We start from the raw sequence: 14,604 nt of genomic DNA, 5'->3' as shown, positions 1-14,604 counted from the left end.
CCGGAGAATTCCCATGTCGCCAACGATTCGTGACAACCTCAAACGCATGCTCGCCCCGCGCCACGTGGCGTTCGTCGGTGGCCGCAGCATGGCCCGCGCGCTCAAGCGCTGTGCCGACGGCGGTTACCCAGGGCAAATGTGGCTGGTCAACCCACAGTTCGACAGCCTCGAAGGTGTACCTTGTGTGCGCAGCATTGCCGACTTGCCGTGCGGCCCGGATGCGGTGTTCATCGCGACCAACCGTGAACTGACCCTGACCTGCATCGCCGAACTCGCCGCCATTGGTACCGGCGGCGCGATCTGCTACGCCTCAGGGTTTGCCGAGACTGGCGCCGAGGGCCAAGCCCTGCAACAGCAACTGCTCGAAGCCGCTGGCGACATGGCGCTGCTCGGCCCCAACTGCTACGGGCTGCTCGACTACCTGCACAGCTGCGCACTGTGGCCGGTGGCCCATGGCGGCAATGCGGTGGAGAAGGGCGTGGCCGTGCTGACCCAGAGCGGCAACTTCGCCTACAACCTGTCCATGAGTGACCGCTCGCTGCCGGTGGCCTACATGGCCTCGGTCGGCAATCAGGCGCAACTGGGCGTGGCCGAATTGATGGACGTGTTGCTTGATGAGCCACGGGTCACCGCCATCGGCCTGCATATGGAAGGCTTGAAAAACGTACCGGGTTTCGCCCGCGCCGCGCACAAGGCTCTGGAGAAGGGCATTCCGATCATTGCTCTGAAAACCGGCGTGTCGCAGATCGGCGCCGAACTGGCCCTGAGTCACACCAGTTCGTTGTCCGGTTCCGATGCGCTGTACGACGCTTTGTTCGCAAGGCTCGGAGTGATTCGCGTCAGCGGTCCGGTGAGTTTTGTTGAAACCCTGAAAGCCGCGGCGTGCGGCAATCTGCCGGCGGGCAACAGCCTGATTGCGCTGGCCTGCTCCGGCGGTGATGCCGGGTTGATCGCCGACTACGCCGAACGCAATGAACTGGCCTTGCCGAAACTCGACGCTGGCCAGGTCGATGAGCTGGCACAGGTGCTGCCAACCTACGCCAACCTGGTCAACCCGCTGGATTTCACCACGGCGATCTGGGGCGATGGCGAAGCGCTGAACCGCATGCTCGACAGCGCCCTGCGCACCGAAGCCGATGCAGCGATGCTGGTGCTCGATTACCCCTCGGAATTCACCGGCGAGCGAAAGGAATGCGACCTGCTACTGGACCTGTACTGCAAGGCACTGGTGCGTCACGGCAAGACCGGTTTTGTCACTTCGGCATTTCCCGAACTGCTGCCGGCCCATGCCCGCGAGCGTTTGCATCAGCAGGGCGTAGCGGCATTGCAAGGTGTCGAAGACGGGTTGGCCGCGTGGGGCCGCATCGCCGACTACCAACGCAATCGTCTGGCTTTGCTGGCGCTGGGCGAATCGGCGCTGGTGCCGTTGTGCCCGCAAGCGTTGAAAGGCGAAGGACAGTTGCTCAACGAATGGGATTCCAAGCAGGCCTTGCGTGAATTTGGCTTGCCAACCCCCAACGGTGTACTCAGTTCTCCGGCCAAAGCCGTGCAAGACGCCAACGCATTGGGCTATCCGTTGGTGCTCAAAGCCGTCAGCGCGCAACTACCGCACAAGACCGAGGCCGGCGCCGTGGCGCTCAACCTCAAGGACGACGCGGCCCTCAGCGCGGCACTGGAAAAAATGCGCACGAGCATTGCCGCTTACGCACCGGGCGTGGCCTTGGATCAACTGCTGCTTGAGCCGATGGCCAAGCCGCCACTGGCGGAATTGATCGTCGGCATCAAGCGTGAAAACGATTTCGGCCTGGCCCTGGTGATTGGCGCCGGCGGCATTCTGGTGGAGTTGCTCAAGGACAGTCGCAGCCTGTTGCTGCCGACCACCGACGGGGCCATTCGCCAGGCCTTGCTGAGCCTGCGCAGCGCGGCGTTGCTGCAAGGTTTTCGCGGTCGCGAAGCGGCGGATCTGGATGCGTTGGTGGCGGCGATCCGTGCCGTGGCCGATTACGCGTGTGAAAACGTCGCGCAGTTGCTCGAACTCGATGTGAACCCATTGTTGGTCGGTGCCGATGGCACGACTGCGGTCGATGCGTTGATTCGCCTTGGCCATGCGTGAGGATCTGAACATGCAAAGCATAACCTTGACCGGCGGCCAGGCGCTGGTGCGTCTGCTGGCCAACTACGGCGTCGACACTGTGTTCGGCATTCCCGGCGTGCACACGCTTGAGCTGTATCGCGGCTTGCCCGGCAGCGGCATTCGCCACGTGCTGACCCGTCATGAGCAGGGCGCCAGTTTCATGGCTGACGGCTATGCGCGGGTCAGTGGCAAACCCGGCGTGTGCTTCATCATCACCGGCCCCGGCGTGACCAACGCCGCCACCGGCATCGGCCAGGCCTACGCCGATTCGATTCCGATGCTGGTGATTTCCAGCGTCAACCACAGCGCCAGCCTCGGCAAGGGTTGGGGCAGCCTGCACGAATGTCAGGATCAACGCGCGATGACCGCGCCGATCACCGCGTTCTCCGCAGTGGCTCTGAGCGCCGAAGACCTTCCGGAGCTGATCGCACGCGCCTATGCGGTGTTCGATAGCGAGCGTCCGCGCCCGGTGCATATTTCGGTGCCGCTGGACGTGCTGTCGGCACGGGTGGCTCGCGACTGGAGCAATGACGTAGTGCGCCGCCCGGGTCGCGGTACGCCAGCGGCCACCTCGCTGGATCAGGCCGTAACCAAGCTGCATGGCGCCAAACGACCAATGATCATCGCCGGTGGTGGTGCCTTGGATGCCACGCAGGAACTGCATGATCTCAGCACTCGACTGGCCGCGCCGCTGTTCACCAGCGTCGCCGGCAAAGGCTTGCTGCCACCGGACGCGCCGCTCAATGCCGGTTCGTCGCTGTGCGTGGAGCCGGGCTGGAACCTGATCGCCGAAGCCGACGTGGTACTGGCGGTGGGGACGGAAATGGCCGACACCGATTTCTGGCGTGAGCGCCTGCCACTCAACGCGGAACTGCTGCGAGTGGACATCGATCCGCGCAAATTCAACGACTTCTATCCATGCGCGGTGCCGTTGCACGGTGATGCGCAACAGACCCTGAGTGCATTGCTGGAACGTCTGTCGCCGGATATCCGTGACGCCGGCGCCGCCATCGCCAAAGTGACCGCACTGCGTAACGCGATTCAGGCCGGCCATGGCCCGTTGCAGTCGATCCATCAGGCGATTCTGCAGCGCATCGCCGCCGAACTGCCGGACGACGCTTTCATCAGCACCGACATGACCCAATTGGCCTACACCGGCAACTACGCCTTCAACTCCCTGGCGCCACGCAGCTGGTTGCATCCGACCGGCTACGGCACCCTGGGCTACGGCTTGCCGGCCGGCATCGGCGCCAAGTTCGGCGCGCCGCAACGTCCGGGCCTGGTGCTGGTCGGTGATGGCGGCTTCCTCTACACCGCGCAGGAACTGGCGACAGCGGTCGAAGAACTGGACAGCCCGCTGGTGGTCTTGCTGTGGAACAACGACGCCCTGGGGCAGATTCGCGACGACATGATCGGCCTGGACATCGAGCCGATCGGCGTGCTGCCACGCAACCCGGATTTTGCTGCTCTCGGTCGCGCATTCGGTTGCACGGTAACCCAGCCGCAGAACCTCGCGGAACTGCAAACCGACTTGCGCCACGGCTTCAACCGCAACGGCGTCACCCTGATTGAACTCAAGCATGCCTGCGTTCGCTGAGGGTTCAACCTTGTTTTGTGGGTTTTTTTAAGGGGTAGGGCCATGCGCTTTTCCGATCTGACCCAACGCATAGCCGGTGACGGCGCTGCGGCCTGGGATATTCATTACCGCGCGCTGGCATTGCGCGAACAGGGCGAAGACATCCTGTTGCTGTCGGTTGGCGATCCGGATTTCGACACGCCGCAACCCATCGTGCAGAGCGCCATCGATAGCCTGTTGTCCGGCAACACCCACTACGCCGAGGTGCGCGGCAAGCGTGCCTTGCGTGAAGCCATTGCCAAGCGTCATCGGCAACGCAGCGGTCAGGCTGTTTCGGCGGATGAGGTCACGGTACTGGCAGGTGCGCAGTGCGCGCTGTTCAGCGTGGCTCAATGCGTACTCAATCCGGGCGATGAAGTGATCGTCGCGGAACCGATGTACGTCACCTACGAAGCGGTGTTCGGTGCCTGCGGCGCGGTGGTGGTGCCGGTGCCGGTGCGTTCGGAAAACGGCTTCCGGGTTTTGCCGGAGGATGTCGCCGCGCGCATCACCCCGCGCACCCGTGCGCTGGCACTGAACAGCCCGCACAACCCGTCGGGCGCGAGCCTGCCGCGACGCACTTGGGAAGCCTTGGCCGAACTGTGCATCGCCCACGATCTGTGGCTGATTTCCGATGAGGTCTACAGCGAACTGTTGTTTGAAGGCGAACACGTCAGCCCGGCGAGCCTGCCGGGCATGGCCGAGCGCACCGCGACGCTCAACAGCCTGTCGAAATCCCACGCCATGACCGGTTGGCGCGTGGGTTGGGTGGTGGCGCCGCCCTCGTTGTCCGCGCATCTGGAAAACCTTGCGCTGTGCATGCTTTACGGCTTGCCGGACTTCATTCAGGACGCCGCGGTGGTGGCGCTGGAAAGCCTACTGCCAGAACTCGAAGCGATGCGAGAAGCCTATCGCCAACGCCGTGATCTGGTCTGCGAAAGCCTGGCCGGTTGCCCCGGCGTGCGTGCGTTGAAGCCTGATGGCGGCATGTTCGTGATGGTCGACATCCGCGAAACCGGGCTCAGCGCCCAGGCGTTCGCCAACCGCTTGCTCGATCGACACGGAGTTTCGGTACTGGCCGGTGAAGCGTTCGGTCCGAGCGCTGCCGGTCATATTCGCCTCGGGCTGGTGGTGGGCGCCGCGCCGTTGCGCGATGCCTGCCAGCGTATTGCCCGTTGCACTCAAGAACTGATGGAGACTCAGGTTCATGCTTAATCACAAGGCACTGTTTATTGATGGCCGCTGGCAAATCCCGTCGGGGCAGGGCATCGCCGAGGTGATCAACCCAGCGACCGAAGAAGTCGCCGGCAGCGTGCCGCTGGGCGATGAACGCGATGTCGACAATGCGGTGGCGGCGGCGCGCAAGGCCTTTGCATCGTGGTCGCGTACGCCGTCCAGCGTGCGCGCCGGCTTCATCCGCGCACTGGCCGATCAACTGCGGGCCCGCGCCGACGAAATGGCCGCGGTGATCACCACTGAACTGGGCATGCCGGTGCAGTGGTGCCGTTCGGTGCAAGTCGACGGGCCGATCGTGGGCCTTGAGCAGTACGTCGAACTTGCCGGGGTGATGGGCGAAGTGCGCGAGGTCGGCAACTCGTTGGTGTTCCGCGAGGCGGTGGGTGTCTGCGCGTTCATCAACCCATGGAATTACCCGCTGCACCAGTTGATCGGCAAGCTCGGCCCGGCGCTGGCCGCCGGTTGCACGGTGGTGGTCAAGCCGAGTCAGGAAACCCCGCTGCACGCGTTTCTGCTGGCACAAATGGTCGAAGACATCGGCCTGCCGGCCGGGGTGTTCAACCTGGTCAGCGGGCCGGGCTCCAAGGTCGGTGAAGCCCTGGCCAGGCACCCGGACGTGGACATGGTGTCGTTCACCGGTTCCACCGGCGCCGGCGTGCGGGTTGCGCAAGCAGCGGCGCCTTCAGTGAAACGGGTGTGTCTGGAACTGGGCGGAAAGTCGCCGCTGTTGGTTGCCGAGGATGCGGATCTGGAGGCGGCCGTGCGTTACGGCGTGCAGGACGTGATGATCAACTCCGGGCAGACCTGCACCGCTCTGACCCGCCTGTTGCTGCCGGCCAGCCGTTATGCCGAAGCCGTGGAAATCGCCCTGGCAGAAACCTTGAGCCTGCGCATGGGCGATCCGCTCGATCCGCAAAGCTTTCTTGGCCCGATGTGTTCCGCCGGGCAACGACGCACCGTGCAGGACTACATCCGTCTCGGTCAATCGGAAGGCGCGCGCTTGTTGTGCGGCAGCGATTCAGCACCGGCGTACGAGCGCGGCTATTACGTCAACCCGACGCTGTTCGCCGACGTCGACAACCGCATGCGCATCGCCCAGGAAGAAATCTTCGGCCCGGTGCTGTGCCTGATTCCCTATGCCGATGAGGCGCAGGCGATCCAGATGGCCAACGACTCGCCGTTCGGTCTGTCCAGCGGGGTGTGGGCCGGCAGCACCGAGCGGGCCTTGCAATTGGGCCGACAATTGCGCGCGGGCCAGTGTTTCCTCAACGGCGCGGCGTTCAATTATCAGGCGCCGTTCGGCGGCTACAAACAATCGGGCAATGGACGTGAATGGGGGGAAGAGGGGCTTAACGAATTCGTCGAAGTGAAGGCGATCCAGGTGTGACAGTCAACGTTCCAAGGATTGTTAGCACCGGGCCATGGCCCGGTGTCTTGCGTGGTTTTGAACCGGCATTTCATTAGCTTTTGATCAGGGGCAAATGCACATGAGCGATAACAAAAACAAGATTACTCAAGCGAACCACGAATTCAGTTTTCCGCGCCGAGACTTTCTCAAGTTCAGCGCGACCGCTGCCGCGGTGGCCGGCGCGTTCTCCGTGGGCCTGCCGTTTGGCGCTTTCGCCGCAGAACCCACGCCAAAACCGGGTGGTGTGTTGCGCCTGGGCCTGGCCGGTGGCAGCACCACCGATTCCCGCGATCCGGGCTCGTGGAGCGACACCTTTACCTTCGTCGGCTTCTCGGCGGTCTATAACACCCTCAGCGAAATTGCCGTCGACGGCACGGCGATTCCCGAGCTGGCCGAAAGCTGGACCTCGACCCCGGACGCACGCGTCTGGACCTTCAAACTGCGCCAAGGCGTAACCTTCCACAACGGCAAGTCCCTGACCGCCGATGACGTAGTGGCGTCGATCCGGCATCACCTCGGCGAGAAATCCACTTCGGCGGCCAAGACCGTGCTGGGCGATGTGGCTAACGTCAGCGTCCATGGCAGCGACAGCGTGGTGTTCGAGCTGCATTCGGGCAACGCCGATTTCTCTTACGTGGTGGCCGACTATCACTTGGTGATCATGCCGAGCAAGGACGGGATTGCGGACTGGCAGGCGGGTGTCGGCACCGGCGGTTATCGCCTCAAGGACTTCGAACCCGGCGTGCGTATGACCCTGGAACGCAGCCCGGATTACTGGAAGCCGGGCCGCGCGCATTTCGCCAGCGCCGAGCTGATCGCCATCGCCGATGGCGCGGCGAGAGTGAATGCGCTGGTCACCGGGCAGGTCGACGTGATCAACAAGGTCGACCTGAAAACCGTGGCGCTGCTCAAACGCAACCCGAAGCTGGTCATCGAAGAAACCAAGGGCGCGCAGCACTACACCTTCCCGATGCTCACCGACAGCCAGGTGTTCCAGAACAACGACGTGCGCATGGCGATGAAGCACGCGATCAATCGCGAAACGCTTTTGGCTTCGGTGCTGTACGGCTATGGCCTGGTGGGCAACGATCACCCGATCCAGCCCGGCAGCCGTTTCATCAACACCTCCCTGGAACAACGCACCTACGATCCGGACAAGTCGCGTTTCTACCTTAAAAAGGCTGGCCTGGATTCGCTCAAGGTACGCCTCCAAGCCTCCGAGGCGGCGTACACCGGTGCGGTCGATGCCTCGGTGCTGTTCAAGGAACAGGCGCGTGCGGCCGGGATCGACATCGACGTGGTGCGCGAACCGGCCGACGGTTTCTTCTCCAATGTCTGGATGAAACAACCCTTCACCACATCGTTCTGGTACAGCAGCCTGACCGCCGACCGCATGTTCAGCATCGGCTACGCCAAGGGCGCGGCGTGGAACGAAACCCACTGGGACAATCCACGCTTCAACCAACTGCTCAACGCCGCCCGGGGCGAAATGAACGATCCGTTGCGCCGCGAGATGTACAACGAAATGCAGTCGCTGTGCCGGGACGATGGCGGGGCGATCGTGCCGCTGTTCGCCAGTTCCGTGGCGGCCCGTTCCAACCGGGTCATGCATGGCGGGCAGACTGCGCCGTATGGCGAACTGGATGGACTGCGCGTGATCGAGCGGTGGTGGCAGGCGTAAATCGGGATAGTTAAAACACTGAAGATCAAATGTGGGAGCGAGCCTGCTCGCGAATGCGGTGTGTCAAACAGCATCAATGTTGACTGAGATGACGCATTCGCGAGCAGGCTCGCTCCCACAATAGTCGTGGTGGTCTTCACCAGCGTGCCGAATTCAAGGAACTGCACGATGAATAGTATTTTCAAGCTGCTGTTGCAGCGTTTGGCACTAGGCCTGTTATCGCTCTTCGCGGTATCAGTGATCATTTTTCTCGCCGTCGGGATGCTGCCGGGCGATATTGCCCAGGCCATGCTCGGCCAGTCCGCCACGCCGGAGACTGTGGCGGCGTTTCGTGCGCAACTGGGTCTGGACCTGCCGCCGCTGACCCGCTTCGGGCACTGGATCTGGCAACTGTTGCACGGTGACCTCGGCGTATCGCTGGCCAACCAGCGGCCAATCGCTGATCTGGTCACTACGCGCCTGGGCAACACCTTCAGCCTGGCGCTGCTGGCGGCGCTGGTGTCGGTGCCGTTGGCCTTGCTGCTGGGGATGCTTGCCGCGTTGTATCGCAACAGCTGGTTCGACCGTTTGCTCAATACGTCGGCATTGAGTGCGGTGTCGTTCCCCGAGTTCTTCGTCGCCTACATCCTGATCCTGGTGTTCGCAGTAAAACTCAACTGGTTCCCGAGCATTTCCAACCTGGCACCGGACGCGTCCCTCGGCACGATCCTGGAGCGATCGGTGCTGCCGGTGGCGACCCTGAGCCTGGTGGTCATCGCGCAGATGATGCGCATGACCCGGGCCTCGTTGATCAACCTGCTGGCCAGCCCGTACATCGAAATGGCCCGGCTCAAGGGCATCAGCCAGTCGCGGATCATCTTCCGCCACGCCTTGCCCAACGCGCTGGCGCCGATTGTCAACGTGGTCGCGCTGAACCTGGCGTACCTGGTGGTCGGCGTGGTGGTGGTTGAAGTGGTGTTCGTCTATCCGGGCCTCGGCCAGTTGTTGGTGGACTCGGTGGCCAAGCGCGATATCCCGGTGGTGCAGGCCTGCAGCCTGATCTTCGCCGCGACTTACATCCTGCTCAACACCAGCGCCGATGTGCTGTCGATCGCCAGCAACCCACGCCTGATGCATCCGAAGGGGTAGACCATGATCCTGTTCAAACAATTGTTACGGGCGCCGCTGAGCGCGAAATTCGGGCTGCTGGTGATCGTGCTGTACATCCTGGTGGCGCTGTTCGCCCCGGTGTTGGCGCCCTTCGGCGAAACCCAGGTGGTGGGCGAGGGCTTCGCGCCGTGGGGTGGGCAGTTTCTGTTGGGCACCGATAACCTGGGGCGCGACATGTTCAGCCGCCTGGTCTATGGCGCGCGCAACACGTTGGGCATTGCCTTCCTGACCACGGTGTTGGCGTTCCTGCTCGGTGGCCTGAGCGGACTGATCGCGGCGATCAAGGGCGGTGTGATCGATCAGGGCCTGTCGCGGGTGGTGGACATCCTGATGGCGATTCCGCAACTGATCTTTGCCTTGCTGATCCTCAGCGTGGTCGGCACCACCGCGACGTCGCTGGTACTGGTCATCGCGCTGCTGGATGCGACCCGAGTGTTTCGCCTCTCAAGGGCCGTGGCGATGAACGTGGTGGTGCAGGACTTCGTCGAAGCCGCGCGCCTGCGCGGTGAAGGCCTGTGGTGGCTGGTGACCCGCGAAGTGCTGCCGAACGCGGCGGCGCCGCTGATTGCCGAATTCGGTCTGCGTTTCTGCTTCGTGTTCCTGTTCATCAGTGCGCTGTCGTTTCTCGGCCTGGGCATCCAGCCGCCGACCGCCGACTGGGGCAGCATGGTGCGCGACAACGCCGTACTGATCACCTTTGGCGACATCAGCCCGTTGCTGCCTGCCCTGGCGGTGGCGTTGATCACGGTCAGCGTCAACTTCGTCGTCGACTGGATGCTGCACAAATCCAGCGGCCTCAAGGAATGCTGAACATGACGACATCCAACACTTTGCTGGAAATCCGCGACCTGCACATCGAAGGTCACTACGAAGACGCCTGGCATCCGCTGATCAAGGGCATCGACCTGACCCTGCAACGCGGTGAGGTACTGGGCCTGATCGGTGAGTCGGGGGCGGGCAAGTCGACACTCGGCCTGTCGGCCATGGGCTACACCCGCGATGGCTGCCGGATCACCGGTGGCTCGGTGCATTTCGACGGTATCGACCTGCTCAAGGCCAAACCCGAAGCCCTGCGTAAATTACGTGGCTTGCGCATCGCCTACGTCGCGCAGAGTGCGGCGGCTTCTTTCAACCCGGCCCATAGGCTGATCGACCAGCACGTGGAAACCGCGGTGAAAAACGGCGGAATGAGCCGCGCCCAGGCGATGAGCGAAGCGGTGGAACTGTATCGGGTGCTGCACCTGCCCAATCCCGAGCAGATCGGACAGCGTTATCCGCATCAGGTTTCTGGCGGCCAGTTGCAGCGGGTGATGACCGCGATGGCGATGGCTTGCCACCCGGACCTGATCATCTTCGACGAACCGACCACCGCACTGGACGTCACCACCCAGATCGAAGTGCTGGCGGCGATTCGCAATGCGGTGTCGACCTACGGCAGTGCCGCCATCTACATCAGCCACGACCTGGCGGTGGTGGCGCAGATGGCTGACCGGATCATGGTGCTGCGCCACGGCAAACGGGTGGAAGAAGCCGAGACTCGCAAGATGCTCGGCGACCCGCAGGAGGACTACACCAAGTCGTTGTGGGCCGTGCGCAGTTTCCGCACCGAACCCAAGGACTTGCCGCAGCAAGAACAACCGCTGCTGGAATTGCGCAACAGCTGCGCCAGTTATGGGCATCAACCGGTGCTGCACGATGTTTCCCTGAAGCTGTACCGGGGCCAGACCCTGGCGGTGATCGGCGAGTCAGGCAGCGGCAAAAGTTCGACAGCGCGTTTGATTACCGGCCTGCTGCCACCGACTGCCGGACAAGTGTTGTACGACGGCAAGCCGCTGCCCGCGGACTTTCGCCAGCGCAGCAAGGAACAATTGCGGCGCATCCAGATGATTTACCAGATTCCGGACACAGCGCTCAATCCGCGCCAGCGCATCGTCGACATCATCGGCCGGCCGCTGACGTTCTACCTCGGGCTCAAGGGCAAGGCCATGCGCGCGCGGGTCGCCGAGTTGCTGGAAATGATCGAACTGGACCCGGCGACTTTTATGGAGCGTCAACCCCGCGAACTGTCCGGCGGCCAGAAACAGCGGGTGTGCATCGCCCGAGCGCTGGCGGCCGATCCGCAACTGATCATTTGCGACGAAGTCACCTCGGCACTGGATCAACTGGTGGCCGAGGGCGTGCTCAAGTTGCTCAACCGTATTCAGCAGCAACTGGGTGTCGCCTACCTGTTCATCACCCACGATGTCGCCACCGTGCGCGCGATTGCCGATGAGGTGCTGGTGATGCAGCGGGGCAGGGTGGTGGACCACGGTTCGCGCAGCGCGATCTTCACCCCGCCGCACCAGGATTACACCGGACTGCTGTTCTCATCGGAACCGCAAATGGACCCCGACTGGCTCGACCGCTTGCTGGCAAGTCGCGCCGCCCCGAATTCAAACCCTACGCTGGAAAAAGTCTAAGGAATCGCCATGAAAGTACTGATCGTCCACGCTCATCCCGAGCCAAAATCCTTCACCGCGGCCCTGCGTGATCAGGCTGTTGCTACCCTTGAAGCCCAGGGCCACGAGGTGCAGGTCAGTGACCTGTACAAGATGAACTGGAACCCGGTGGCCAGCGCCGACGATTTCTCGTCGCGGGAAAATCCCGAGTACTTGGTGTATGCGCTTGAGCAACGTTTGGGTGCGAAAAGCCAATCGTTGGCGGCGGATATCCATGCTGAACTGGACAAACTGTTGTGGGCCGATCTGTTGATCCTCAACTTCCCGATTTTCTGGTTCTCCGCCCCGGCCATGCTCAAGGGCTGGATCGACCGCGTGCTGGTGTCCGGCATCTGTTACGGCGGCAAGCGTTTCTACGACCAGGGTGGCCTGAGCGGCAAGAAAGCGCTGGTCACCGTCACTTTGGGCGGTCGCGACCACATGTTCGGCGACGGCGCAATTCACGGTCCGCTGGAGGACATGCTTCGGCCGATCCTGCGCGGCACCTTGGCGTACGTCGGGTTTGATGTGCTGGAACCCTTTGTCGCCTGGCATGTGCCGTACATCAGCGACGAGGCGCGCAAAGAGTTCCTGGTGGACTATGCCAAGCGCCTGGAACATCTGAATGACGAACAACCATTGGTGTTTCCGAAGCTGTCGCAGTTCGATGAAAGGCTCTATCCACTAAGCCATCCCGTTGCCGTGGATGTCTGAAATGACACTACGCAAAAACGCCAGGACTGTCGTAAAAACGACCTGTTTACGCTGAACGCGAACCCTGAGAATTTTTCTGTTGAACGAGTGTTCAGCTTGGTCTATGTTCGTTTCACATTCTCTCTCCCGGTTGGTTGCGGGCTTGCGTTTCTTCACTTCGAACGAGGCACTGGCATGCGGTTTTCACCCTTTGTTGAGCGAATCTCAGGACAAGGCGTTGCGGCCTGGGATATCCATTACGCCGCGTTTGAAGCACGACGCCGTGGCGAGGATGTAATCATTCTTAGCGTCGGTGATCCGGACTTCCCCACGCCTGACTTCATCACCGATGCCGCCATCCAGGCGTTGCGCGAAGGTGACACCCACTACACCGAAATCGCCGGTCGCATGGCCTTGCGCGAAGCCATCGCCGCGCGCTACGGGAAGCTGTTCGATCGCGAGTTGCAAGCGTCAAACGTCATCGTCGTGGCCGGGGCGCAAAACGCGCTATTTGCAGCTTCGATGTGCCTGCTCACTGCTGGCGACGAGGTCATCGCCCTCGATCCGATGTACGTGACCTACGAAGCAACGCTCAAGGCCTCCGGCGCCACGCTGGTGCGGGTGCCCTGCTCGGCGGATGATGATTTTCGCGTCGATGCCGCCATGCTGGCCAAGGCAATCACCCCGAAGACCAGGGCGATGTTCTTCTCCAACCCGAACAACCCCACTGGCGTGGTGATGAACCGCGAAGAGCTGCAAGCTATCGCCGATCTTGCCATAGCCAATGACCTGTGGGTCGTGGTCGATGAAGTCTATGAAAGCCTGACGTTCGAGCGCGATCATCTGAGCTTGGCGGCGTTGCCCGGCATGGCCGAGCGTTGCGTGGTGATTGGCAGTCTGTCGAAATCCCATGCCATGACCGGCTGGCGCATTGGCTGGATCGTTGCCGATCAGGCATTGGTCGCGCATGCCGAAACCCTGGTGTTGAGCATGTTGTACGGTTTGCCGGGGTTTGCCATGGAGGCCGCGCTCAAGGCCGTGCAGGCCCATGAAGAAGTGACTCACGGCATGCGCGATATCTATCGTCGTCGACGTGATCTGGTGGTGGCAGGTCTTTCGGATTGCCCGGGGATTTCAGTGCTCAAACCCGATGCCGGCATGTTTGTGCTGGTGGATGTACGCGGCACCGGTCTGACCTCGCTGGAGTTCGCCTGGCGGCTGTTGCGCGAGGCGCGCGTCTCGGTGCTGGACGCGGCCGCCTTCGGCGAACCTGCACAAGGTTTTGTGCGTCTGTCGTTCACCCTCGCAGAAGAGCGGCTGGCCGAGGCCTGTCAGCGTATCCGCGATTTCGTCCTGGTGCTCAACGGCGAAGCGCCGCGGCCCATCATTGCACACGTGACCCGTGAAGCCGTGGCTGCGCCCGTTGGGGCCCGGACCATGATCGAGGTTGAGCAGCTGCATAAACGCTTTGGCAACATCGAGGTGCTCAAGGGCGTGTCCCTGACCGCCCGCGAAGGGGAGGTGATCTCGCTGATCGGCGCCAGCGGCTCGGGTAAAAGTACCTTGTTGCGCTGCATCAACATGCTCGAAGTGCCGGACCAGGGCCGCATTCTGGTAGACGGCGAAAGCATCCACCTCAACCAGACCCGCCCCGGTTTACCGCTGGTGTCGGACGCCAGGCAACTGGTTCGTATCCGTTCGAGCCTGGGCATGGTGTTCCAGAACTTCAACCTCTGGCCCCATCGCACGGTGCTGGAAAACCTTATCGAAGCGCCAACCCAGGTCCTGCGTGAAAGCCGTGCCGAAGCCACTGAACGGGCAGAAGCCTTGCTCGAGCGTGTCGGGCTTGCAGCCAAGCGTAACGAGTACCCAGCGTTTCTTTCCGGGGGACAGCAACAACGGGTGGCCATCGCCCGTGCCTTGGCCATGCGGCCCAAGGTCATGCTGTTCGATGAACCCACCTCGGCACTCGACCCGGAACTGGTCGGCGAAGTGCTGCGGGTGATCCGCTCTCTCGCCGAAGAAGGCCGGACCATGATCCTGGTGACCCATGAAATGGCCTTCGCACGTGATGTCTCTTCCAAAGTCGCCTTTTTGCATCAGGGGCTGATCGAGGAAACCGGTTCGCCGGACGAAGTGTTCGTACACCCACGCAGCGAGCGTTGCCGACAATTCGTCAACGCTCATCAGACTCGCTAATAACAACAAAAG

General features: G+C 62.3%; 10 protein-coding genes. All 10 read left to right on the top strand.

Annotation, left to right across the window (positions count from 1 at the left end; all coding sequences use genetic code 11):
- The first annotated feature begins 13 nt into the window (after positions 1-13).
- Positions 14-2,113 (top strand): acetate--CoA ligase family protein, encoded by a 2,100-nt coding sequence (locus ACYZUA_RS17345; RefSeq protein WP_461959843.1) that lies wholly within the window; start codon positions 14-16, stop codon positions 2,111-2,113.
- A 10-nt stretch (positions 2,114-2,123) separates the two neighbouring features.
- Positions 2,124-3,731: a 5-guanidino-2-oxopentanoate decarboxylase gene (locus tag ACYZUA_RS17340; RefSeq protein WP_461959842.1), complete on the top strand. Its 1,608-nt coding sequence runs from the start codon at positions 2,124-2,126 to the stop codon at positions 3,729-3,731.
- Positions 3,732-3,773: 42 nt separating this feature from the next.
- A complete protein-coding gene (locus tag ACYZUA_RS17335; RefSeq protein ID WP_461959841.1) occupies positions 3,774-4,964 on the top strand; it encodes a pyridoxal phosphate-dependent aminotransferase in 1,191 nt (396 codons plus the stop codon).
- A complete protein-coding gene (locus ACYZUA_RS17330) occupies positions 4,957-6,372 on the top strand; it encodes an aldehyde dehydrogenase family protein (RefSeq protein WP_461959840.1) in 1,416 nt (471 codons plus the stop codon). The genes ACYZUA_RS17335 and ACYZUA_RS17330 overlap by 8 nt, the downstream gene beginning before the upstream one ends.
- 100 nt (positions 6,373-6,472) lie before the next feature.
- Positions 6,473-8,074, top strand: a complete 1,602-nt coding sequence (locus tag ACYZUA_RS17325; protein WP_461959839.1) for an ABC transporter substrate-binding protein — start codon at positions 6,473-6,475, stop codon at positions 8,072-8,074.
- Positions 8,075-8,242: 168 nt separating this feature from the next.
- A complete protein-coding gene (locus tag ACYZUA_RS17320; protein WP_461959838.1) occupies positions 8,243-9,202 on the top strand; it encodes an ABC transporter permease in 960 nt (319 codons plus the stop codon).
- A 3-nt stretch (positions 9,203-9,205) separates the two neighbouring features.
- Positions 9,206-10,033 carry an ABC transporter permease gene (locus ACYZUA_RS17315; protein ID WP_461959837.1) on the top strand — a complete coding sequence of 276 codons (828 nt, stop codon included), beginning with the start codon at positions 9,206-9,208 and terminating at the stop codon, positions 10,031-10,033.
- Positions 10,034-10,035: 2 nt separating this feature from the next.
- Complete coding sequence (locus ACYZUA_RS17310) at positions 10,036-11,682, top strand: ABC transporter ATP-binding protein (protein ID WP_461959836.1); 1,647 nt, start codon at positions 10,036-10,038, stop codon at positions 11,680-11,682.
- A gap of 9 nt (positions 11,683-11,691) precedes the next feature.
- Entirely contained in the window at positions 11,692-12,414 is a 723-nt protein-coding gene (locus ACYZUA_RS17305) for an NAD(P)H-dependent oxidoreductase (protein WP_461959835.1), read from the top strand.
- Between the two features lie 174 nt (positions 12,415-12,588).
- On the top strand, positions 12,589-14,592 hold the full coding sequence (locus ACYZUA_RS17300; RefSeq protein ID WP_461959834.1) for an aminotransferase class I/II-fold pyridoxal phosphate-dependent enzyme: 2,004 nt from the start codon (positions 12,589-12,591) through the stop codon (positions 14,590-14,592).
- Positions 14,593-14,604: the final 12 nt, after the last annotated feature.

This window comes from Pseudomonas sp. LS2P72 (assembly GCF_054897865.1).
The sequence above is the reverse complement of the archived record's forward strand: the minus strand, read 5'-3'. Positions and strand labels throughout refer to the sequence as shown.